Annotated in this window: 28 protein-coding genes and 1 tRNA gene; 10 read left to right on the forward strand and 19 right to left on the reverse strand. The window is 49.5% G+C overall.

Annotated elements, in window-relative coordinates; all coding sequences use genetic code 11:
- Positions 1-38: 38 nt before the first annotated feature.
- From SIB42_RS11605 to SIB42_RS11620, 4 genes are all read right to left on the reverse strand, one after another.
- The gene (locus tag SIB42_RS11605) at positions 39-494 is read right to left on the reverse strand and encodes a hypothetical protein (protein WP_067096882.1); all 456 of its coding nucleotides are present in this window, start codon (positions 492-494) and stop codon (positions 39-41) included.
- A gap of 104 nt (positions 495-598) precedes the next feature.
- A complete protein-coding gene (locus tag SIB42_RS11610) occupies positions 599-1387 on the reverse strand; it encodes a hypothetical protein (protein WP_067096879.1) in 789 nt (262 codons plus the stop codon).
- Positions 1388-1674: 287 nt separating this feature from the next.
- The gene (locus tag SIB42_RS11615) at positions 1675-2058 is read right to left on the reverse strand and encodes a hypothetical protein (protein WP_067096876.1); all 384 of its coding nucleotides are present in this window, start codon (positions 2056-2058) and stop codon (positions 1675-1677) included.
- Positions 2059-2124: 66 nt separating this feature from the next.
- On the reverse strand, positions 2125-3261 hold the full coding sequence (locus SIB42_RS11620) for a hypothetical protein (RefSeq protein WP_067096873.1): 1137 nt from the start codon (positions 3259-3261) through the stop codon (positions 2125-2127).
- A 172-nt stretch (positions 3262-3433) separates the two neighbouring features.
- Here SIB42_RS11620 and SIB42_RS11625 point away from each other — a divergent pair.
- Positions 3434-3520, forward strand: a tRNA-Ser gene (locus tag SIB42_RS11625).
- Positions 3521-3936: 416 nt separating this feature from the next.
- Positions 3937-4434, forward strand: a complete 498-nt coding sequence (locus tag SIB42_RS11630) for a recombinase family protein (protein WP_197459913.1) — start codon at positions 3937-3939, stop codon at positions 4432-4434.
- Positions 4435-4655: 221 nt separating this feature from the next.
- On the opposite strand, the gene mscL is transcribed toward SIB42_RS11630, so the two are convergent.
- The 3 genes from mscL to SIB42_RS11645 all read right to left on the reverse strand — a co-directional run bounded on the left by mscL (position 4656) and on the right by SIB42_RS11645 (position 5969).
- Positions 4656-5021, reverse strand: coding sequence for a large conductance mechanosensitive channel protein MscL (gene mscL / locus SIB42_RS11635; protein ID WP_067096867.1), 366 nt, complete (start codon positions 5019-5021; stop codon positions 4656-4658).
- A gap of 402 nt (positions 5022-5423) precedes the next feature.
- Positions 5424-5657, reverse strand: coding sequence for a hypothetical protein (locus tag SIB42_RS11640; protein WP_082825081.1), 234 nt, complete (start codon positions 5655-5657; stop codon positions 5424-5426).
- 165 nt (positions 5658-5822) lie between these two features.
- Positions 5823-5969 carry a DUF3104 domain-containing protein gene (locus tag SIB42_RS11645; RefSeq protein WP_369818461.1) on the reverse strand — a complete coding sequence of 49 codons (147 nt, stop codon included), beginning with the start codon at positions 5967-5969 and terminating at the stop codon, positions 5823-5825.
- 180 nt (positions 5970-6149) lie between these two features.
- Between SIB42_RS11645 and SIB42_RS11650 the strand changes: the two genes are divergently transcribed.
- Positions 6150-6305 (forward strand): hypothetical protein, encoded by a 156-nt coding sequence (locus SIB42_RS11650; protein WP_413328017.1) that lies wholly within the window; start codon positions 6150-6152, stop codon positions 6303-6305.
- A gap of 443 nt (positions 6306-6748) precedes the next feature.
- Positions 6749-7213, forward strand: a complete 465-nt coding sequence (locus SIB42_RS11655; RefSeq protein WP_067096861.1) for a DUF6717 family protein — start codon at positions 6749-6751, stop codon at positions 7211-7213.
- A gap of 345 nt (positions 7214-7558) precedes the next feature.
- Here SIB42_RS11655 and SIB42_RS11660 read toward each other — a convergent pair whose 3' ends face one another.
- A complete protein-coding gene (locus SIB42_RS11660) occupies positions 7559-7801 on the reverse strand; it encodes a hypothetical protein (RefSeq protein ID WP_197459912.1) in 243 nt (80 codons plus the stop codon).
- Between the two features lie 276 nt (positions 7802-8077).
- Here SIB42_RS11660 and SIB42_RS11665 point away from each other — a divergent pair, with 276 nt between their 5' ends.
- Positions 8078-8842: a sulfite exporter TauE/SafE family protein gene (locus SIB42_RS11665; RefSeq protein ID WP_197459911.1), complete on the forward strand. Its 765-nt coding sequence runs from the start codon at positions 8078-8080 to the stop codon at positions 8840-8842.
- Between the two features lie 63 nt (positions 8843-8905).
- Here SIB42_RS11665 and SIB42_RS11670 read toward each other — a convergent pair whose 3' ends face one another.
- Complete coding sequence (locus SIB42_RS11670) at positions 8906-9175, reverse strand: hypothetical protein (RefSeq protein WP_067096855.1); 270 nt, start codon at positions 9173-9175, stop codon at positions 8906-8908.
- A 26-nt stretch (positions 9176-9201) separates the two neighbouring features.
- Positions 9202-9432 carry a DUF1651 domain-containing protein gene (locus tag SIB42_RS11675; RefSeq protein WP_067096852.1) on the reverse strand — a complete coding sequence of 77 codons (231 nt, stop codon included), beginning with the start codon at positions 9430-9432 and terminating at the stop codon, positions 9202-9204.
- Between the two features lie 1074 nt (positions 9433-10506).
- Between SIB42_RS11675 and SIB42_RS11680 the strand changes: the two genes are divergently transcribed.
- The 3 genes from SIB42_RS11680 (at position 10507) to SIB42_RS11690 (ending at position 11793) form a co-directional block, all read left to right on the forward strand.
- Entirely contained in the window at positions 10507-10713 is a 207-nt protein-coding gene (locus tag SIB42_RS11680; protein ID WP_067096845.1) for a hypothetical protein, read from the forward strand.
- A 262-nt stretch (positions 10714-10975) separates the two neighbouring features.
- Entirely contained in the window at positions 10976-11176 is a 201-nt protein-coding gene (locus SIB42_RS11685) for a hypothetical protein (RefSeq protein WP_067096842.1), read from the forward strand.
- Between the two features lie 68 nt (positions 11177-11244).
- Entirely contained in the window at positions 11245-11793 is a 549-nt protein-coding gene (locus SIB42_RS11690; protein WP_067096838.1) for a hypothetical protein, read from the forward strand.
- A gap of 154 nt (positions 11794-11947) precedes the next feature.
- On the opposite strand, the gene SIB42_RS11695 is transcribed toward SIB42_RS11690, so the two are convergent.
- From SIB42_RS11695 to SIB42_RS11705, 3 genes are all read right to left on the reverse strand, one after another.
- A complete protein-coding gene (locus SIB42_RS11695) occupies positions 11948-12217 on the reverse strand; it encodes a DUF1651 domain-containing protein (protein ID WP_067096835.1) in 270 nt (89 codons plus the stop codon).
- A 37-nt stretch (positions 12218-12254) separates the two neighbouring features.
- The gene (locus tag SIB42_RS11700; RefSeq protein WP_156485234.1) at positions 12255-12467 is read right to left on the reverse strand and encodes a hypothetical protein; all 213 of its coding nucleotides are present in this window, start codon (positions 12465-12467) and stop codon (positions 12255-12257) included.
- Positions 12468-12755: 288 nt separating this feature from the next.
- The gene (locus SIB42_RS11705; protein ID WP_067096829.1) at positions 12756-13808 is read right to left on the reverse strand and encodes a fatty acid desaturase; all 1053 of its coding nucleotides are present in this window, start codon (positions 13806-13808) and stop codon (positions 12756-12758) included.
- 751 nt (positions 13809-14559) lie between these two features.
- Between SIB42_RS11705 and SIB42_RS11710 the strand changes: the two genes are divergently transcribed.
- A complete protein-coding gene (locus tag SIB42_RS11710; RefSeq protein WP_067096825.1) occupies positions 14560-14754 on the forward strand; it encodes a hypothetical protein in 195 nt (64 codons plus the stop codon).
- 394 nt (positions 14755-15148) lie between these two features.
- Here the strand turns inward: SIB42_RS11710 and SIB42_RS11715 are convergent, their stop codons facing one another.
- From SIB42_RS11715 to SIB42_RS11735, 5 genes are all read right to left on the reverse strand, one after another.
- Positions 15149-15430, reverse strand: a complete 282-nt coding sequence (locus tag SIB42_RS11715) for a hypothetical protein (RefSeq protein WP_067096823.1) — start codon at positions 15428-15430, stop codon at positions 15149-15151.
- Between the two features lie 140 nt (positions 15431-15570).
- Positions 15571-15774 carry a hypothetical protein gene (locus tag SIB42_RS11720; protein ID WP_413328020.1) on the reverse strand — a complete coding sequence of 68 codons (204 nt, stop codon included), beginning with the start codon at positions 15772-15774 and terminating at the stop codon, positions 15571-15573.
- Positions 15775-16632: 858 nt separating this feature from the next.
- Positions 16633-16917 carry a hypothetical protein gene (locus tag SIB42_RS11725; protein WP_413328022.1) on the reverse strand — a complete coding sequence of 95 codons (285 nt, stop codon included), beginning with the start codon at positions 16915-16917 and terminating at the stop codon, positions 16633-16635.
- Between the two features lie 76 nt (positions 16918-16993).
- Positions 16994-17461: a hypothetical protein gene (locus tag SIB42_RS11730; RefSeq protein ID WP_156485233.1), complete on the reverse strand. Its 468-nt coding sequence runs from the start codon at positions 17459-17461 to the stop codon at positions 16994-16996.
- Between the two features lie 300 nt (positions 17462-17761).
- Positions 17762-18040, reverse strand: a complete 279-nt coding sequence (locus SIB42_RS11735) for a hypothetical protein (RefSeq protein WP_067096809.1) — start codon at positions 18038-18040, stop codon at positions 17762-17764.
- A 312-nt stretch (positions 18041-18352) separates the two neighbouring features.
- Here SIB42_RS11735 and SIB42_RS11740 point away from each other — a divergent pair, with 312 nt between their 5' ends.
- Positions 18353-18562, forward strand: a complete 210-nt coding sequence (locus SIB42_RS11740) for a DUF3104 domain-containing protein (protein ID WP_413328682.1) — start codon at positions 18353-18355, stop codon at positions 18560-18562.
- A 50-nt stretch (positions 18563-18612) separates the two neighbouring features.
- Here SIB42_RS11740 and SIB42_RS11745 read toward each other — a convergent pair whose 3' ends face one another.
- The gene (locus SIB42_RS11745; RefSeq protein ID WP_231856453.1) at positions 18613-18882 is read right to left on the reverse strand and encodes a hypothetical protein; all 270 of its coding nucleotides are present in this window, start codon (positions 18880-18882) and stop codon (positions 18613-18615) included.
- Between the last annotated feature and the right edge of the window lie 34 nt (positions 18883-18916).

Consider the following 18916-nt stretch of genomic DNA (forward strand, 5'->3'; position numbering starts at 1 on the left):
ATACTGCAGCTTAGAGCTTCGGCAGGTTCAAGACGTATTTATGCTACTAATGCAATCCCAGCTGCAACAAGGGCAGTCCAGGCATCTTGCGCATCAAAGTGTCCTGTTAACAAGCCGAGTTGAAGCACTTCTGGTCCCCAAGCTATAAGCGCAATGGTGCTCGCATAGATTGAAATTTTTACCGCCAGTGTTTTGCCTCTTAATCTTGCCTCAAGATATCTTTTCTTGATATAGAAAGTGAGGGAAAATGTGTAAAGTGCGGCTGGCACTGAGTAGACAATTATTTCTAGCCACTTCCAATCGGCGACTGCTTCAGTGCAGTGAATCAAAAGCAAATTTTGAAGGGTATCAAGTCCCGTGCATTGCTTTATCCCAATCCATTGATAATATAGCAGAGAATTAACTCTGCAGGAAAAATATATAAAAAAGCCAACTAGGATTGGGATAATTGTCTTTACAATGTCATTGGTTGATAGGGGTGGTTTCTCTCTCATCAGCTCGCACCTACTAGGAACTTAATTGAGGCTTGGGCCGCCCACTTTGTGGAGGCATCGTCCGTCCACTGTCCGTAGTGCCGAGTTGCGTTTGGATTCAAGGCTCAGCTACCGGTGAGTAATCCCGTCGAATCATCGGCGCAGAAAAGTTGTCGGTAGGCCGATGCGGTGCTGCACATCACCACCGGGATGGCGGCCAACAAACCAAAACCAAAGGCGATTAATCCCAGCAGGACGATTACCAGCTGCATTGTCAACAATCCAAACACTTTCCACCACTGTCCTTGCACGGTGCTGAAGCCTTCCCGAAGAGTGGGGATCGGTCCTAGCCCTTTCACCACTGCTAGGAACCCCAGGAACGTCTGGTTCACCTGGATGTAAATGGCTATGACGGCTCCGATCAGCAGAACCAAAATCGCGACGGAATTACTACCAACAGCAAATGCCAGATCTTGAATCTCAGTGAACAGGCGATTGATCGCCTCGAAGTTGGAAGGATCAATTACTTGGATTCGCCAGTAGATCGACTGGGCAAGCTCTCCAGCATCAGCCACTGTCACAGCGAGGATTGCCGACGTTGTGCTGATGACACCAAGCAGCACGGTCAGCAGAAATTGCCGGCTGAAAAGGCGCCAGATAGCAGGGCTATTGATTTTGACCAGATCGCCGAAACTGGGTCGATCCCCGTTGATGCCAAGCCAAGCGCCGCGTATTAATCCCACGGTGGCCCAGAGGTCGACCAGTGTGCTGAAGATGATTCCAGCGAAACCCGGGAGTAGATCCACAACTGTGGACAGTACGAACGCGAATAGGGCAAAAAAGACAAACGTCCAGGGCGTACGACGGAACGTTGTCCAACCGTCTTGTAGGGCGGTCCCAACCGACAGGCTCATGATCTAGCAGGCAACACCCGGAAGGTACCGGCCTTACAAACAGGCTGCAAAAATCACCTGCAAGGGAAATGCAGGGGGTGTTGAGTAGTCGCAATCGATCTCCCGACAAAATAGCCTCTTGCCAACCACGCCAAGCCAAGCCAAGCCAAGTGTGAGGTGTCTTGGCACTAAATTGATTGTTTACCTCTTGGGCAAAGCGACGTGGGTCGTCCGTGCGCTGCATGAGGAATGTGGGGTTTAATCCTTAGAAGCAACCCATCTATAAAGATTCAGCATTACAAATTTACTTACCAGTCTGAATCTTTCAAAAGCTTCCATTTTTTCCATATGAAATCGGAATCATCTGTAAAAGCTGCATATGCCAGGAAGGACGTTTTCTTGTTCCTGTTGCACTCTATTTCAGCAGTTTCCGTACGATCTCTGTTCCAACCGTATACAATGCCAGATTGATTGTCGTCGTTGATTTGAGTGTTGACTTCATTGCCCAGTCCATTATTTGCGAGAGCTGCAGAAGCCCTGGCTATGCATTCTGAAACAGTTGATTGATTTCTGAAAGCGTAATCGTATGCCTGCGTGTAAACAAAATTCCTCTTTTGGGGTACTGCCTTGGCTGGCGATGTTGTTCCGATCAGAGCAAGTGCAAAAGACGAGACGATTAAAAACCTGTTCATCAATCAAAAGTGGCAATGGTTTCGTAATAGCCAAGAAATTTCTTAATGGCAAAAACAGTTTCCTGACTACTGCTGCATCTGCTGCTGGCGCTTAGTCAGTGCAGCTGCAGCTCGCTCCGCATCCAGCTCGTCATAGGTGGAGTTGTAAGTGCGGAAGTGCATCTCAATGCTGTGGCCCATGCTTTTGGCCGCCTTGCGCGGATCAAGATCAGCATGGATTGACCGGATGCCCCAGGCATGTCTCAGGTCCATCAGTTGCAGACCAGCCAATCCCTCAATCCGCTTGGCTCTTACCTGGACCCAACGACACCATTGGTTGCCTAGATACTTCGCGTATTCACTGTCATAGGAACCGAGGTCAAAGCTCCACCGTCGGTCCACCTCCAACAGCCTCCAACGACTGACCAGCTCCTGCGGAAGTGCGAGAGGGTACTTCGGATGGGGTGACTTGCCCTTGGGCAGATTGACTGCGAAAGCTGTGCCGTTGTCTTTAGGAATCAGGCTCCAGGTTTCTGCGGGTCTCGTGCCGTACACAACCAATGCAGCCGTAAGCCATCCGTATTGGCCATCGTCCCGAAGGCCGTCGATCAACTCGATCAACAGCGACTCATCAAAACTGCTGCGCTGCTTTGGCTTGTAGTCACCTCGAATCGAATCGAATCGCTCTAACTCTTTCAATCCAACCAGCTTCGCCAAACGCTTGAACTGTTTGCAGGCGTCTTGCCGGCCCCGTGTCTGAGGGTCACTGCATTGTTCAGCAACAGCAACCAACAGATCAGTAGTTACTTCAGCGTTGCCGACCGGTTTGAGGTGCTGAAGAACATCAGCAATACGAGCCCAACTTCGTCTCTGCTGTGCGTTACCTTCCTTGCCTCGAAAAAAAGCAGCCTGTAGCTGACCGATTGCACAGGTGACCGTCAGAGTCTTGGCAGAAGAAAGCGGCGTTACCTTCACCACCCAGGGCATGGGATTCGGCAAATACCCCAGGCGTTGATATTCAGCCCAAAACTCTGAAGCTCGCGACTCAGCATGGATGAGCTGATCATTTTCAGCCGGTAGATCCAAAGAGACACGCATCCGCTTGCTGCTGCCGTCGCGCTGCTTAAAAGTTCCGCGTAGGGCCAGGGTCTTTCCGTGTTGGACCGCTGTGGACCGAATGAGGCGGTCGTCCAGGTGTTTTTGCAGCTTGGAGAGCAGAGCCATCCTTGGACCGTTATTGGACCGTTTTCTGATCTGAAGCTACGCCAAACCGCAAGAAGCGCAAGGAGGCGCCTTTGACCAGCGAAAAGACGCCGAGAGGACTAAGAGTCCAGTATCAAGAACGTGACTGGGGTTGCTATCATTAACAAGTCGAGCTCCCGAGCACGACCCTCATGGAGAGGTGGTCGAGTGGTTTATGGCTCTGGTCTTGAAAACCAGCGTGGACGCAAGTTCACCGTCGGTTCGAATCCGACCCTCTCCGTTAGAAAAGCCCAGTCAATGACTGGGCTTTTTAATGCGTAGGCCCCGCGCTACAGGCCCGATTCGGACAGCTGAAATAACTTTCTCCTCTGTCATTCGCCATGACCACCAACCCGCTATGTTTGACCATTCGGTCGGCAGAGAGGACGACAGGGCTTTTTGCGTGTCTCGGTTCGACGATCATCGTTTTCAGCGGAGTCACTCCATCGGCCCAAGCTGCATGCGCAACAGATATAAAAGTTGAGGCTTGGACCCTTAATCCAATTACTGGAGAGCGAAGGTCCCTAAAGGGTGCGGCGCTTGATACGTGCGGAAATATCCATGGATCATTTACTGCCGTAGGTGATGGAAATCTTCGCTTTGGAACAGCTATCTGCTTTTCAGATTGCGCCAAAGGATTCAAACCAAATCAGAGAAGTGTTCAAGTCAACGGAACTCACGACACCAAAGGGGCAGTTTCTTCATTCCCTGGAAGTGTCACCTGCGTTTCTCAGCCAAACAAAGCACTTCTTTATTGCTGGAAGAAATAACATTATTTGGCTACGCCCGCTGCTCAACCACCAAACAGGACCCGAAGCCCAGCTCGAAGCACATTCACGGCAGGGCTGTGACGCGATCTTTTCTGAGTACATCAGCGGTGCTGCTCCATACAGCGAGCGCGTAAAGCTTCAGAACGCGATAGCTGCCTGCAGCCAGGGCGATTTGCTGGTGGTGGCCAATCTCTACCGACTTGGCTGCTCAATGGAGTCCTGCGTCATCCGCCTGTCCGAACTGCTCGACGCAGGCATCCACAACAAAACCCTCGACGACCGAGTGGACACCAAAGGCCTGGGCAAGATGGCCAAGCTCCTTTGTGATCGCTGGCAGGGTTGGCTGAAACGGCGATTCCCTGGGATGCAGTTCTACGGCTTCTGACATGCCTGGGCAATTCGAAGCATCAGCAAAGTGCTTTCGACATCAATCGCGGCGAAGTGCATGGGACACGACATCGCCATGCATCACCGGGAATAACACCGCTAGCCGGATCAGACCGACATTGCTGCCGTCGCTGCATCCCTGGCTGGATGACGCCAGGGAGTCGAAGTTGATGGCTACTTAATCGATACGATTCTCAACTCTGAATCGCATTTTCTTATTCACAAGTTCTCACGTTCTGCAGACTGCTGCCCTCGAACTTTATCGATAGTCGATGAGGCAAGCTTCTCAGAGCGATTGATCACTTTGATGATTAGAAACAGCGCCCAAGCCACTATTAGAGAGTTGATTACAACATCGAGAATCTGGCCAATAGCCAGTTCGCCATCGAAGTAGGGAATCGCCAGGTTCTGCCAGGTACCACCTCGAACCAGAGGATTCAGCAGAGGCATCAGGAGATCTTTGCTAATGGCATTCACAATCTGCTGAAACTGTGTACCAACAACCACTGCAATCGCCAGGTTTAAGGCATTGCCCTTCGAAAAGAAAAATTCGTTGAATTCACGCAACCAACGACGAGCACTCATAAGGAGTTACCAACAGCAGTACTCTTAATACATAGCTCAGAAGCTCCTAAAAAGCAGCAAAGCTCAGAAAAGAAAGCTACTGCCAAACGAGTATTGGCAGGAGTTGCGAGTTAATAGCAGGCTTGATTGCTAATTAAGTCCTGACTATCTCTGCTCAACTGCGCTCAATCTTGCCAGGCATTGGAGGTTGATTTGTGAGTCTTTAGGGATGATCAAAGAAATAAAAAGCCCCTGTGGTGGCAGAAGCTTTGGAGAGTTAGGGTCAAGAGTCTCAATCATCAATCGGTCCAAGGCAAAAGGGGGCTTCTCAACCGCTAACGGTGACAGGACCAAATAGAGATCCGTCATCCATTAGACATTGATCGCTAACCTGAATTCAGGATTGATCCGCTGGGTCAACATCTACCTGTGCAAAAAGATTCCAAGGATTGTTTTTCTCTTGCAGTAACCAGCGCCAATATTCATCCAACCTGAGGCACAGGCTTGTCCGTAGGTTGGCTCAACTTCATAATAAATAGGTGACACACATTTTGTGCCGAGCGTATTTATATATCCTAGTGGACAATGGTCATGACCTTCTGCTTTCGGTATTTCCTTTTGTGCATGCGCACATGATCCTGCAAAGAAGGCAGAGATCGCGAGAAAAAAGTTAGTCCTTTCATCATGGCTAATTTTAGCCCTCAAAAATTACAGCAGCTTTGATGGCTGGACAACGCTACATGGCATTGATTTGTGAGCACTTATTACTGAGCCAGCAAGCTGGATGGCTGTGGGTCAATAGATCAGCGTTGACCCAGCGGATCACGCCTGAATCGACATCTGCATTTGGAAAGAGGTGTGCATTGAAGGGTCACGGGCAGCACCGTTGCAGTTGATCACCTGCCCCATCCACCAATCTTTGTCTACTTTCTCGCCAGTCAGATCGTCGTTTTTAACAATGACCGTCATCTCTGGATACACGCCAAGGAAGATCGGCCTCTCTGATTCCGGAGAGTTGCAGACCCCTTAATCGACTGGCATGACACCTTCATCCCGCACAAGAAAAGGCCACGAATAGAGAAGATTGCACGAGCTCTCTGGCATTCAGATCATGGGTGAGCGATCATCCACACAATTGCACTCAGAACAGTGACCAAGAACCCCTTCAAGGCATTAGTGGGCGCAGATCGTGATGCCTACTTCTGGATCAAAAAAAAGTTCGGTCTGGGTGAGTACCAAATGGGGGCACTTGTGTGGTTTTCGGGCCTTGTCATCGGAATCCTGCTTGGAGTGTGGATAGGCTGAGGCATTGCGATGACAGGCGCAATGCTGCATTGGTTGGCGACTCAATACCGCCAGGCTCTGTAAGCGGCAGTATTTCATTGTCAGATGGTTTGGAGTCGATTTAAACCTGCTTTGGCTCCTCGCAGCGGATCTCTTCAATGGAGTTGGGGTGAGCCTTGATAAAGGGAACCACCTCCATAGCCAGAACACGGGCTTCGAAAGCGTCACCAGCGTAGTAGCAGCTTTCAATCCTTCTACTACTAGTCTCGCGGTGTCTGACTGTATAGCGCTTGTGGCTTTTCATGGATTGATCCATGGATTCACTTAAAGTCTCTATCTGCACTGAACGTCTATCAACAAACCATTGGTTTTATTTTGGGATCAAATGCATAAATCAAGACATTCAATGATTGTCGCAATTAATACCTATGCTGATTTCAGCAAGACTTCATTCAATTAAATGAATGTCAACCAACGAAAACACAGCTCTTCTTGAAAATAATTGTAGTTACTGGCAGCTGACTGACGAGGAGCTTGCACTTGTAAATGCTTCAGCTCCAGATCAAGACAAGTGGTCCTTCAAAATGGAACATCGTAATGACGGCATATGGCAGTTCTCTATGCCCGAGTACAAGACACACAACGAATTGCTCGTGGGCGGCACTGAGCAGATCATGGACGATATGTATCGATCGATATCTGAAGTAAAGCCTGATCGCTTCTCAACGATGGAAGTCACTGTCAGTCGCGTGCCATTGGAAGAACAAACAACCACCTTCACCAAGCTAAGAAAAGACTCTAAAAACCCAGGATCCACTTACTGGTTAGACGAAGTCACTGGAAAGCAAGCTTGGCTCTGCCCATGGCTCAAGCTTTGCTGGGACCCTGCACCTGAGCTGATGTATATCCACTGCGAACTCACATCATGAGTCAGACATACAGAAACAACTAATGGACAAGAGGAGCTTTTCTTAAACTGTCTGGCTAACAAACGATCATGGTCTTACCTTCACTAGACCTCAAGGGCTTCCAATCAGTGCACCCGAATAACAGTTTTTTAATAAAGCCACGTTCTTCAACAATCAGTGCCGGAAATCAGCCGTATAGCAGCAGCGATAAATACGGACTACCTAGTTCCGTTTGGAAGCTGAATTGCAAATCCAAGTTTCAGCAACAGACTTCTCCTGGCTAACGATTTGCCAGAAAAAGACCATCAAGGAAGCCAGCATCAGCCGACCTTCTTTGATTAAAACTAAAAGGTTATAACCGTCCAATCAATTGACATACCAGTTATTAGCCGTACTGGGCAATCTCTTGGCAACTTTTGCTTTCTCGGCAGCAGTCATCTCTGTCCAAAGCTTGTAAGTGCAATCCAGAGCACCACGGTCCTTCAGAGCTTCCTGATAACAAGCTGATAGCTCGGCGAACTCTTTGGCGCGCACAACGGGAACAGTCATGCGGTTTGCCCAGTAATCACTCATGCTCAAAGAAACGAGTCTCACCAGCAGTTCTAGCAAGTAGAGCAGAATTGGTGAAAAGACAACTCCGTAGAGATGGATGACTCGCCCCATCCGCAAGCCCCAGTCACCCGTCCCTGGCCTGCAAGTGCTGTTTGACAATCACCGCCGCCATAGAGATACCTATCCAGGAACATGAATAATTTGCACAGGACCAGTGATTCACCCCTCAGACATCCAACAGAACTTTGCGGACAGGACATTCGTGCCAGCGGCAGGAGAGCTTGTCTTGCAGGAGAACACTGATTAAACGGATGTCTAAATCGATTTCGTTCCATGGTCAGTGAGCTGCTGCTGCTGGCACTCGCTGCAATTGCGGTTGTGGCCAATGGCCTTTCAGCCTTTGCCGGTGGCGGTGCCGGCCTGGTGCAGCTACCAGCACTCATCCTGCTGGGGCTTCCCTTCGCTTCGGCTCTCGCCACCCACAAACTGGCCAGCGTGGCCCTCGGCGTTGGTGCCGCCGGTCGCCACTGGCGGGCGAGCAGCCTTGATCCCCACATCAGCCTGTTAGTTCTGCTCGCAGGTGTGCCGGGAGTGTGGATCGGCGCCAGCAGCGTGATGGCTCTACCTGATCGCATCGCTACGGCAGCACTTGGGCTGCTCACCCTGTTACTCGGGCTGTACTCCACCCGCAAGCCTGAACTGGGACAGACCGACAGGCTGGTGAACCACAACCGACAGCAAAAGCTCATCGGCACTGCTGTGATTTTCGTCATCGGAGTGCTCAACGGCTCACTCACGTCTGGCTCGGGGCTGTTCGTCACACTGTGGCTGGTGCGCTGGTTCGGCCTGAGTTATCCAAGAGCCGTTGCCCACACATTGATCCTGGTGGGTCTGGCCTGGAATGGCACCGGTGCTCTTGTGCTCGGGTTCAGTGGTGAGATCCGCTGGGACTGGGTACCGGCCTTGATCGCAGGATCACTGATCGGGGGATATCTCGGTGCTCACCTGTCACTCAAAAAAGGAAGCCGAGTCGTCAAGCTTGCTTTCGAATGTCTCGCGCTACTGATGGGCTTGTCTCTTCTGATCCGGAGCCTGTGAGCTGATCACTCACAGATCAAGACAAGATTGGCTGCTGCCCTGAGTGCGACGAATAACAGAGCCTTAGCCCTGCGCCAACAAAACCAAAACAGCTGGATTGCCCGCGTCGTCTTTCTGGTGCAGATACCGAAATTCGTCGTCGCCTCCGAGATGGAATCGTGAATTGCTGCAATCTCTCCCTCTCCCCGGCAGCTTGATGCCGTAGTCCTCAACGAGACGCATACAAGCGCTGATGATTTGCTCCGTAGTGGCCTTCCATGGATGAATGCCTTGCAGATCCTCTGCTCCGAGCAAAACTCCTTCTAAAACCGCGGAGATGGGATCAGTCGTCATGAGTTCAGGATGGCTGCCATGGAGGCTTACCAAAAGGCTGGACAATGCATCCAGCCAATCTGCTGCAACTCTTGGTAGAGAGACACTGCATCCTCATAAGCCATATGGATGCGTGACTTGATCAGAGCTGGCTGACTGTGAGGCATGGGTCTGCCGTTTTCCACGACGACCTGCACATCTCCATCAAGTGTTTTTGATTGCTGATGGAACCTCATCGCCCAATGGGTCTTGGGGTCTTCCAGCCAGGCATCAGACATCGTCACTTGCTGAGGTCTTGCTCTTATCGATAGAGACCCGTACCCCCTGATGCCCAGCCAAGTACAAATAAATACAAGGAGTCATCCTCACCCGATCTTTGGGAAGAGGACAGTCAGTAAGCAGCTGAGCCATCGAACTGTCTTAGGGGAGTGAGCCTCCAAGAGGTTGATCCTGGGCACTTTCGAGGGTTTTCATCAACTCATGCAGCAAAGCTGCTTCTTCGTCATCAGGAGTGTTGCCGCAACCAACCCTGCAAAGGGCAGACCTCAGCCTCAAGAAGTCAGAAGCAGGAATATTGATTTGAATATTGATTTGGATCTGGTCCTTCGCCCTAGAAAGAATCACATATGTTCTGAACCAAGCTGCATCACCGGAGGATTCGTCTCAAAAGTGATCGCCCAGGTCGAGACACCAAGACCTAACTCCAGGCAGGACGATCCAGCCTGGTACTGGCCAAACCGCCTGAGCTCGAGTCCAAGTCACCTCTAACAGGGCAAGAGCTCCTGCACTTTCTGTAGCTAACGCCTGAAAACAAATTCCAGTTCATTTGTTACTTCATCAGGTTCCGCGATCAAATGCCACGCAGCACCACCAACACAGCTATGGGTCGAATTTTGAGAACGCTGATTGAAAAGCCGCAGCATCATCTCGCTTAGCAGCGCTTAAACGCAATGCTCGTAACACTTCAGGGCGTTTCGCATAGGGAGAAAAGTCGAGCAGACCGTCGACGATCTGCTCGGTTGCGGAACTGCACCATGCCCAGCACGGACACTCACGCCTGAAGAGTGGGCTGAGCCGCTCATCCATCTTCTACGCGAGCGAAACAATGGACCTGCAGTAGTGGTCTCCCAAGGAGCTTCTTTGCCAATAGCACTAGCGGTGGCAGCCCAGGCACCAGAGATGGTGAGCGCTTTAGTAGCGATCAGCCCTCCAGCCTGGCTGGTTCTCAAGCAGGAATTCCCCCAGAGGAGAGCACGTTGGCTCTGGCGATTGCTGTTTGGTGGACTGATTGGCAACTTGTTTTACCGATATGCGGGGCGGCGCAGATTTCTAGACGCCTTCTCTAGAAAAATTTGTTCGCACAACCTGAAGCCGTCGATCAGGAATGGCTTGAGATGCTCAATCAGGGATCACGCGCGATGGACACCCGCTGGGCCATGTATCCATTCCTGGCAGGATTCTGGCGACGTGACTGGGAACCGCTGCAGACCGGATTGAAGATCCCGGTGCAGATCATCTATGGAACCAAGGCCACCGGAATTGGTTCATCCAAGAACTGAGATGATCTCAACAAGCGGCTCAGTACTTACAAAGAACAATTGCCCAACGCTTCGATCAGCACCATCCCTGGCAGAAACGTTCTTCCTTATGAATCCACAGAGGAGTGCGTCAACAGCGTTAGGGAATGGCTGGCAGCGCTCTACTCAGGCCCGCCAAGTGCCAACGAGAACAATGATCAGCTGCAGCGAACGCTCCGAGGCTCTTAAGAGGTGACTGGAGCCTGAAGACAGGTGATCTGCAGGATGAATCGCAGTTGACCTCATGAAAAGCCGTCATCTGTTAAAAAGCACTGCTCAAGGCCCCGTTCAGATGCCCGTTGATGTCACGGCGATTCTGGTTTCATCCACCTTCATGGGAGCAGGGCTGGCATTGGCCAAATTCTTCCCCGAATCCTCCCTGCTAGCGGCATTCTTTTTAGGTGGCCTAGCGCTGGTCAATATTGGGCTTTCGCTCGCTGGCTAAACCACAGACACCATCCTTTTTGAGCCAGACATCAATCGCTAGCTTTTCAGAAGTCAGATTGACGGCTGATGGCATCGGGTCACGAGTTGTGGCGATCCCTGGAGCCACTGCAGAACAGGTCTCCTGAGTTTCTGGATGCTGTGGCTTCGTATCTCCCAACAGTTGAAACGCTCAGTTGCGAAGACAAACACAAGCTGTCTGTTTTCAAATCAGCAGAGCTTGTGAATGCTCTTTTGCAGATCCGAGAGAAGCGAGAAAGCGAAGATCGCTTTGGGCCTGAATTGGCTAAGGCATCGTTCGTACTGGTTCGAGCGGCCATCCGCGATCGGATCATGCATCTTGGCTCTGAGGGAACCGTGGATCTCAGAGCCCCTGAGATTCGAGCCGTGATCAATGAAGGCTGCAGGTTGTTTCATGCGGGCAAAAAACACCCGGAGAGATACCAACTGGCTTTGGCATTATCAGCGGCACAATGCATCGCGCTTTCCCCATGGCTTGATGGAAGCCTGATGCGTTACAGCAAGGGCTGCGGTCTTCAACTACCTGAAGCCTTGATTCATGCCGTTCGCGACAACTTCATCACCCCTTATCGCCAAAGCGAACACGTTGAGTGCTGACAAGTGGCTGGGCAGACAAGGCCCCAAGGCCTCCTGCAAGCGTGCAAAGAGGCGTGCGCTTTGATACCTTGAAGAGTGACATGAGAGGCAAGTCGAGCAGCCGACTCATGTGCGTTGGGGAGAGGGAGACGTCACACTCCCTCTTTCCGCAAAGTCAACGCAGAGGGGGAGAACAGTGCATCCAGCCGGTGTTCTGCAGGTTCTTCCATAACTCAACTCCGAGGGAATGAAGCAGCCGCTGCTGGCGGACTGGTTGACCCAGAACAGGTGACCAACGAAACGTGCTCAGCACAACGAACTGAGGCTGCTCTGTCGAGGCGTCTGGCTTGAGGTGAATGAACAGACCTTCCTGAGAATTCACAAGCCAGACCCCAGCTTGGGGCAGCTGGTCGAACTGAGAGGCGTCAGGATGATCATTGGACATCATTGAATCTGACGAGAGTCAAAAACTCCGCAGCTGATCATTGCAGCGGAAGTGACGGAACTTGGGAATCCTCCATAGGAATGGGGGCCTCCACCGGCACTTGCTTGATTCCCTCTTTGACCGCCGTTGCCGTGATGAAGCCACCGATGACCACAACTACCAGACAGCTCAGACCAGACAAAACACCAATTACCACGATCACTCTGGTCGTCAAATCAACAGACAAGTTCTGAACAGGGTTTGACGGCATGGTCTGCAGTTCCACTGTTTCTGTTCTGGCCCTTCATCAACACTGACGCAAGTAGGTCTGGAGCTTGATTGGCGCCGAAACAATCCAACGCGATCACTCCAGTACCGACACGAGCCTGATCAGCCAAGGAGCAGATAGAGATCGCACAATCATTGTTTCTTGCTAGCAACCGTTATCACGACATAACAGCAAGCGCCTCGATCTTGAGGAATGGAAGGACTCCTAAACGACGAACGACCAGGTCAAAAAATCCTGAATCCAGCAATCAAAGAAGTCTTTAATCAAGATCTAGAGCCCAGCAGGCACAAGCTCCAAATTAACGTTGTCCCAAAGGATGAGAGAAAAGCACGAAGGTATTTGATGCAAATAAAGAGGCTGAACGGCGTCAAGCAGATGAAGGTTTGCATGGTGACAATCCCTGAGCCGATAGTTAGGAATCCTTTCGGAAAGATGATGGATGTGGTGATAAGCAATATCTGCAGTGAACCAATTCAAGATTGCTGGCATCTGAAGAAAAGAAGATCCCTCGATAGCACCCTTGAAATAACTCCATTCCTTCTCATCACTGGCATAAGAGCCTGGGAAATTATGCTGAACAAAGAACACAGCAATCATCAACGCGGCACTCGTGCTCATTACACATATGTATAGGAGCCAGAAATGCCAGTGACCGATCGAGCGACCAATAAAGAACCAGCAAGTGAAGAGTATTGCGGTGTTTGCGATGGTGTCATAGACCTCGCCTCGCGTGTAGAAATAACTTGATTGATGCTTAGTAATTATCACAGGAATATTAGGAATTTGCCCTTTAGAGATCACAAAAGCTACCTTTCTAAGGCTTACAAAAAAGCATTCAAAGAAACCAAGAACAAGTGCAATCCTCGGCTTAAGAATGAGGTAATAAAAGCCTCCAGGGAACAACAACAATGGGTGACGCAAAAATCGATAAAAAGCCTTCTCGTCTGATTTCTTCGCTTCATATTGCACCCGTGTCGTCAAAGCCGAAGGGCCTCTATAACGATCCCAGTTGCCATTGTATTTATGGTGAAAAGCATGGCCTCTAGACCACGGATAGTGAGGGATCCCGTGAATGATGCTGAGCAAAAAAGCAACAAAACGATTCACTCGCTTAGAGCCAAACAAGCTTTGATGGCCACAGTCATGCATCAAGGAAAAACTTCGGCTCATCAGCAGAATGATGAGCACAAAGAACAACGGGGCCATCACCACCGATGTCAAATCAAACGATGTTGTGACTGCGGATAATCCGAATGCACAGAGAGCCAAGGGAACAACAGTATTAACAATCTGCCAGGTAGCGATGCGATCATCACTAGCCATATAAGACTTGAGATCAAAGTCGACTCGTCGAACAGGTCTCCTTTTTGGTGTGCAGGTCGCAGAACTATTCAAATGATTGATGCATTTTGGCGTTCTGTCTCAGAAGAAACTACAGAGTAAGTTATCGAAAATCCCTCACCGGGGTTGAATCATTTTGACTAGATAAGGACACTTCAGGGATCGATGGGGTCGTGAGTGGACAGATTCCAGTGAGGGCAGGCCCGTCCGCCTAAGCTGCAGCAGCGCAGCTGCGTAGTGGCTCCAGCGGTTCTGGGGAAGGTTCAGCCAGAAACATTCGAGCCGCCAAGGGCGAGCGGCAGCAAGACTCAAAGCACAACCATGACTGGCTCGCTGTCGACCGATCACGAACTCACCAAAGCCCCGTAACCAGGCAGATCGCGACGATCAGACCATGCTGGCGGGACAGCGACCACCGTGCAGACGTAGCACTGATGTGAGGCCTGAGAGTTGCTCAAGCATAAGACATCGAAGGTGAACAGAAGGAACTGAACGACATTCAGACACAGAAATGCAGAAATTAGCACCCAGAGTCCTTGAGTGATGCACCACGACAACAGCTTCGATGAGACAACTGCCCGCAGTAACGACACTCACCAGAGCAACCATCGCCTTGACCCAAAGCGAAAGCGAAGCAGAGTTAGACTAAAGCTGAATCTTCCACCTCTCTACTGCTTTGAGACCTAGTCAAGAGTCGCAATGCCGATAAATTGACAGGAGAAATCTGGACTCGATGAGCTCACTCGATCTTGAAGTCGTCAATGTGCTCTTCTTCCAACAGATGATCGAAGCTGTGGAAGTGGAGCAATGGGATGAAGCAGCAATGGCTCTCTACAAGTTGTACGCCATTGAAGAGGGCGAACGTTTTAATGATCTCACGAATGAGCCTGAAGAACTAAATGATTCTTTAGAGGCTGCTGTAGCTTAAAAACAGCACAACTTGACGACTCAAGTTTCAAACCATTTAAAAAGTAGCTACCAGCAAATCTCATTTTGCCGATTCCGGCCGATCTTGAAAAGACTATTCAATCAAAAACTCATCTCTGATTGATCTTGCATCTTGGATACGCTGCTCACGAGCGAGTTGTCGGAGTCGCGAATCAAGCCAATCACGCAAACGCACAGTTTTATGAGAGATGTTCAGAAGATGATCTAATGGCTGGTTGTCTTCGCCGTGGATCATCGACAACGGAAAGTTTATGTATTTAGCTTAAAGACGAGCGTTCATCAGTGCGTGACCAGTCCACCAGATTGAAGCGACCATCTCCAACGATTGACAGAAAAACATGTCATGGAAGAATGGAAGACGAGTGACATACTGATCAGGCATCACGCTGATGGAGTTGATGGAGCTTTTCAACAATTGTTTTCTGCAGTCGATCTTTTTTTGAAGAGAGCCAAGTACTGACATGAGCTTTCTCTTCAGAAGTGAGATTCATTTTTTGCACATAATCCTTAGTAGCATCCCAGACAAGCGCTCCAAACTCCTTGGAATGCTTCAGCCTTTCAGCCACTCCTCCATGAAGATCATCCTCATCGAGAAGGGGGTGAGATTCCACAATCGCCGTGACATCAACAATTTGAGGATCCGAATTCTCCGACATTTGGGCATGATCACATTCAGCCAATGCATAGCAAGCTCTATAGCTGAGTGCACATCAACATCACAACAAGCTATTCAGCGTAAAAAAACAGCAAAGAAGCAATGCAAAGATCATGGGCAAAGAATCAACTCATTAGCTGCTCACGCTGCAGGACCATATTCGGATAGCTCAGCAGCAGTGGGACTCATCGCCTTCGCCAGTACAAGCAAGTCAGTTGCCAGACCATGCTCACCTTCACGCAAAAGCAGACGCCTCAGGCAAATGACATCACCGTAGTCAGCAGCGGCTGTGCCATTGATCAGACCACGGGCGGTGCCGCGTGCTACAGCCAGTTGAAGCGTCATGCTCATAGTTCCAGGCTGTTCCAGACTCAGGAGTGAGTCGCTGTAACCACCTACAAAGCTCCTTAATTCATGATTTATCCATAAAGCAGCCCCAGACGAGATCAGCCAACTGCTTGGTCTCAGAGCACAACCAGTTGCCCCGACTCAATCTTCCTCCAACAAGACAAGACTGTTTTTGGATCCAGCAATGGGCCTCAAAACAATCAGAGGCTGAACTTTGAGGACGCCACTGAAGTTAAAAGGACATCTGCAGAGAAGCTGGAACAGACAACAACACAGCCCAGACAAGTCAGAGAGCAAGACCTGATCGAGGGTTCTCCAAGTGACTTTCTTCCAGATCACAACAGTTTTCAAGCCACAGCAGCAGTGGAACATTGGCGAGAATTAGAGAATGAAAAATGAAATCAAAGTCGTCTCAGGCTTCTTGGCTCTCAACTCGATGATCATTTCATGCGTCGTGCTTCTCTATATGAAGGGAGGAATGAGGTTCGATAAGGTTCTAAGTTACCTGTTCAGCTAACACAGTTTTCAAAGACAAACGCGATCAACATTGATCAAGCAAGTGGTGATAAACATTGACGAGAGCAATAGAACACTCAACCAAAAACCAATCCAACATTAATGGGCAAATCCATTCTAGGCCTTAATTGATGGGATTGAATTGATCAATTTGATCAAAGTACTGATCTACCAACTCAACAGCAGTGAATCTGTCAGGGAATACTTCTTACCAATGGTCTTTCAGGTATTCCAATCTTTTTACAGCCTCCTCCAAGGCAATAAAATCACTGTCAAGATGTTCTTCACCTTTAACCCAGACATGAATAAAATATTGGTTACTCTCTAAAACCATAGAATCTAAAAATTTCTCTTAAAGAAATAGGTGTTGCCATTGAAAACAAACCTGTGAAAGTCAAACCGAATCAACTCATGCCAAAGCTTCGCTGAATTATTCTGCTTCAACAACTGCTTAGGAAGACATCCCTTAGCCAAAGCGCACCAGTCTTGTACAAACTGCTGCAAGACATCATCTTCATTACCCTCGTACTCACCGAAGAATGAATCTGCGAACTCGTTTTCCGATTTAATACCATAATCTGCAAGCATCAAAAGAAACCTATCAATTTCGGCTTCCTTCAGCACAAAGGAAGTTCTCTGACAGATCAGATCAACGAGTGCTTGGACAAGCGAACTCTTTGATTCATACCAATTTGACAAATTAGCCATCACACCATTTGACAATTTTCAGATCTTCTTTGCCTTCCTTCAGGAGATCAACGGAAAAGTCGTTAAACCAAGCAACAAATTCGCGAGAATAGCATTCTCCGTGAGGTGTTTTCGTATAAGTGCCACTTGAAAAATCTAACCCATCTTTTGTGATAGAAAAGGCTTCCGCATGGTGAACATAAATTGCGTGATCATACCTTTCAAGACACTCTGCTGTCTCACTTGCATTCAAGCCACAGTGTTCAATCCAGCTTTCAATATTGTCATCAGAAATCAGGCGAAGCTGATATTTGCCAACCATCCTGCTCGAAATAAATAACAATCCTGAGTGCTGAGAATCATTCCAATAAAAACCACTTTCATACCTTGAATAATCTTTCGCATGCTCAATTAGATCATCCTTAATGGAATAGAATTTTTCTTCCCATCCTCGATTGTCTTTTGGCTGGCTGCTTTGCATCGACTTAGGTTAGGCGATCACCAATCAAAAACAAGCGACATCTCACGACTCTAGGCAGGAAAAACTCATGGTCTCCTTGTTGGATCAGGAAAAAGGAGTACCTACCAACTACTCCCGAGGTCCATCATCACCCGAACGAGGATGACTCCAAAAATTTAAAAGTCGGGAAGGTCATGTTGCGTGAGAATGAGTATGCGGTTTACCCACCCTCAATCAAATCGCATATCGACATCAACATTGGCTTGAGAACCGGTTCTTAACCCTTCACTGGTGTGCAATCAGATCGCTGAGCCGCATTGGTCAAATCTCGACTTCATCAAGCTCGTCGAAAACAACACATCGATGAGGATTATCTGCAGCGAAGCGGATCGACATCTGTTGGATATTCTGCGTTTCGTCTGGCAATCCTCGGTATGAGATCCCCCTAGTGATGGAGCCTAATGTCGTTGAATCGGGTGTTTTCTGAAGCTCTGTGCAGTGTTCTGAGAGCTTTTGAACAGCTTCTTCCTCAGAAGCTGCGTTGACTTTCCAGAGCACATCAACTTCAACAGGTGTGGTGATCAGATACGTAGGACTCATGCAGTTTTTCCGGACCTATGAATTGTGCGTTACTGCTATTGCATTGTCAGGTGACAGATGCCTCGCAACCACGGAGATCCCGCACCATGGGCCCGAAAGTTCTTGATCCCAATTGAACGTCTTTCGGATTATTCCTGAAATCTGACGATCGACCCATTCACCGCCGATCTGGGCTCTGATCTGAGACGAAAGAAGTGACGAAGCCCGACGAGCGCCCTAGCCCAACTAGTACCTTCGTGCTGTCATACTGTGTCGGTCGATCACCTCGCCGCGACCAAAGCTCCTGATGAGGCGAAGCCAGGGTTCTTGGATGTGAAACCTGGCATGAAGGTCATCATGAGGAATGACGAGCGAGCTTGTGAAACCCAAAACCAGGACTGGTGGATGGCAGAAGTGATCCACTGCGGCGGCGCTGCTCGTGACCCAAGCATCCACACCCTTTTTCAGGTGGCCGATGTGGATTCAGGGGTGATTCGTTGGATCAACGCAGACCTGGTGACTCACATCCTTGCTGAGCGTTGAAGGACAGGTCGTTCTGCAGATACAGAGGACGTCCCACCCTTGTCCCAGCATCACTTCCCAATCGTGATCAGCGCCTCTTTGTTCTTCCACCACACCCAGTCGCGAATGGGTGGCGTGTTGCGCAGCTCTTCACGCGTCAATCCAAGTTTGAGCTTCTGTGAGGCTCCGAGCAGCACATCCAGCATCTCCTCTCCATCGCTACACCGAGCCAAGGCCTGATTTGTTTTCTTGGCACCATCGAGTGCCCTGACCAACAAAGCCACACGACGGAAAGGGGAAAGAGAACGGGGATCCATATCCAGAGCTCTTTGGCGACCCACCGTAATCACATTCACTGACAGCTCTGGTTCACAC

This window comes from Synechococcus sp. MIT S9508 (assembly GCF_047303045.1).
GTDB lineage: Bacteria > Cyanobacteriota > Cyanobacteriia > PCC-6307 > Cyanobiaceae > Synechococcus_C.

Coding starts and splice junctions, on each gene's coding strand:
- SIB42_RS11655 (WP_067096861.1), top strand. CDS start 6,749: ATGTCAACCAACGAAAACACAGCTCTTCTTGAAAATAATTGTAGTTAC.
- SIB42_RS11610 (WP_067096879.1), bottom strand. CDS start 1,387: ATGAGCCTGTCGGTTGGGACCGCCCTACAAGACGGTTGGACAACGTTC.
- SIB42_RS11700 (WP_156485234.1), bottom strand. CDS start 12,467: ATGCCGTCAAACCCTGTTCAGAACTTGTCTGTTGATTTGACGACCAGA.
- mscL (WP_067096867.1), bottom strand. CDS start 5,021: ATGAGTGCTCGTCGTTGGTTGCGTGAATTCAACGAATTTTTCTTTTCG.
- SIB42_RS11695 (WP_067096835.1), bottom strand. CDS start 12,217: ATGTCCAATGATCATCCTGACGCCTCTCAGTTCGACCAGCTGCCCCAA.
- SIB42_RS11715 (WP_067096823.1), bottom strand. CDS start 15,430: ATGTCGGAGAATTCGGATCCTCAAATTGTTGATGTCACGGCGATTGTG.
- SIB42_RS11605 (WP_067096882.1), bottom strand. CDS start 494: ATGAGAGAGAAACCACCCCTATCAACCAATGACATTGTAAAGACAATT.
- SIB42_RS11645 (WP_369818461.1), bottom strand. CDS start 5,969: ATGACGGTCATTGTTAAAAACGACGATCTGACTGGCGAGAAAGTAGAC.
- SIB42_RS11665 (WP_197459911.1), top strand. CDS start 8,078: ATGGTCAGTGAGCTGCTGCTGCTGGCACTCGCTGCAATTGCGGTTGTG.
- SIB42_RS11735 (WP_067096809.1), bottom strand. CDS start 18,040: ATGAGTCCTACGTATCTGATCACCACACCTGTTGAAGTTGATGTGCTC.
- SIB42_RS11720 (WP_413328020.1), bottom strand. CDS start 15,774: ATGACGCTTCAACTGGCTGTAGCACGCGGCACCGCCCGTGGTCTGATC.
- SIB42_RS11620 (WP_067096873.1), bottom strand. CDS start 3,261: ATGGCTCTGCTCTCCAAGCTGCAAAAACACCTGGACGACCGCCTCATT.
- SIB42_RS11730 (WP_156485233.1), bottom strand. CDS start 17,461: ATGCAAAGCAGCCAGCCAAAAGACAATCGAGGATGGGAAGAAAAATTC.
- SIB42_RS11670 (WP_067096855.1), bottom strand. CDS start 9,175: ATGACGACTGATCCCATCTCCGCGGTTTTAGAAGGAGTTTTGCTCGGA.
- SIB42_RS11675 (WP_067096852.1), bottom strand. CDS start 9,432: ATGTCTGATGCCTGGCTGGAAGACCCCAAGACCCATTGGGCGATGAGG.
- SIB42_RS11705 (WP_067096829.1), bottom strand. CDS start 13,808: ATGGCTAGTGATGATCGCATCGCTACCTGGCAGATTGTTAATACTGTT.
- SIB42_RS11615 (WP_067096876.1), bottom strand. CDS start 2,058: ATGAACAGGTTTTTAATCGTCTCGTCTTTTGCACTTGCTCTGATCGGA.
- SIB42_RS11690 (WP_067096838.1), top strand. CDS start 11,245: ATGGCATCGGGTCACGAGTTGTGGCGATCCCTGGAGCCACTGCAGAAC.
- SIB42_RS11710 (WP_067096825.1), top strand. CDS start 14,560: ATGAGCTCACTCGATCTTGAAGTCGTCAATGTGCTCTTCTTCCAACAG.
- SIB42_RS11685 (WP_067096842.1), top strand. CDS start 10,976: ATGAAAAGCCGTCATCTGTTAAAAAGCACTGCTCAAGGCCCCGTTCAG.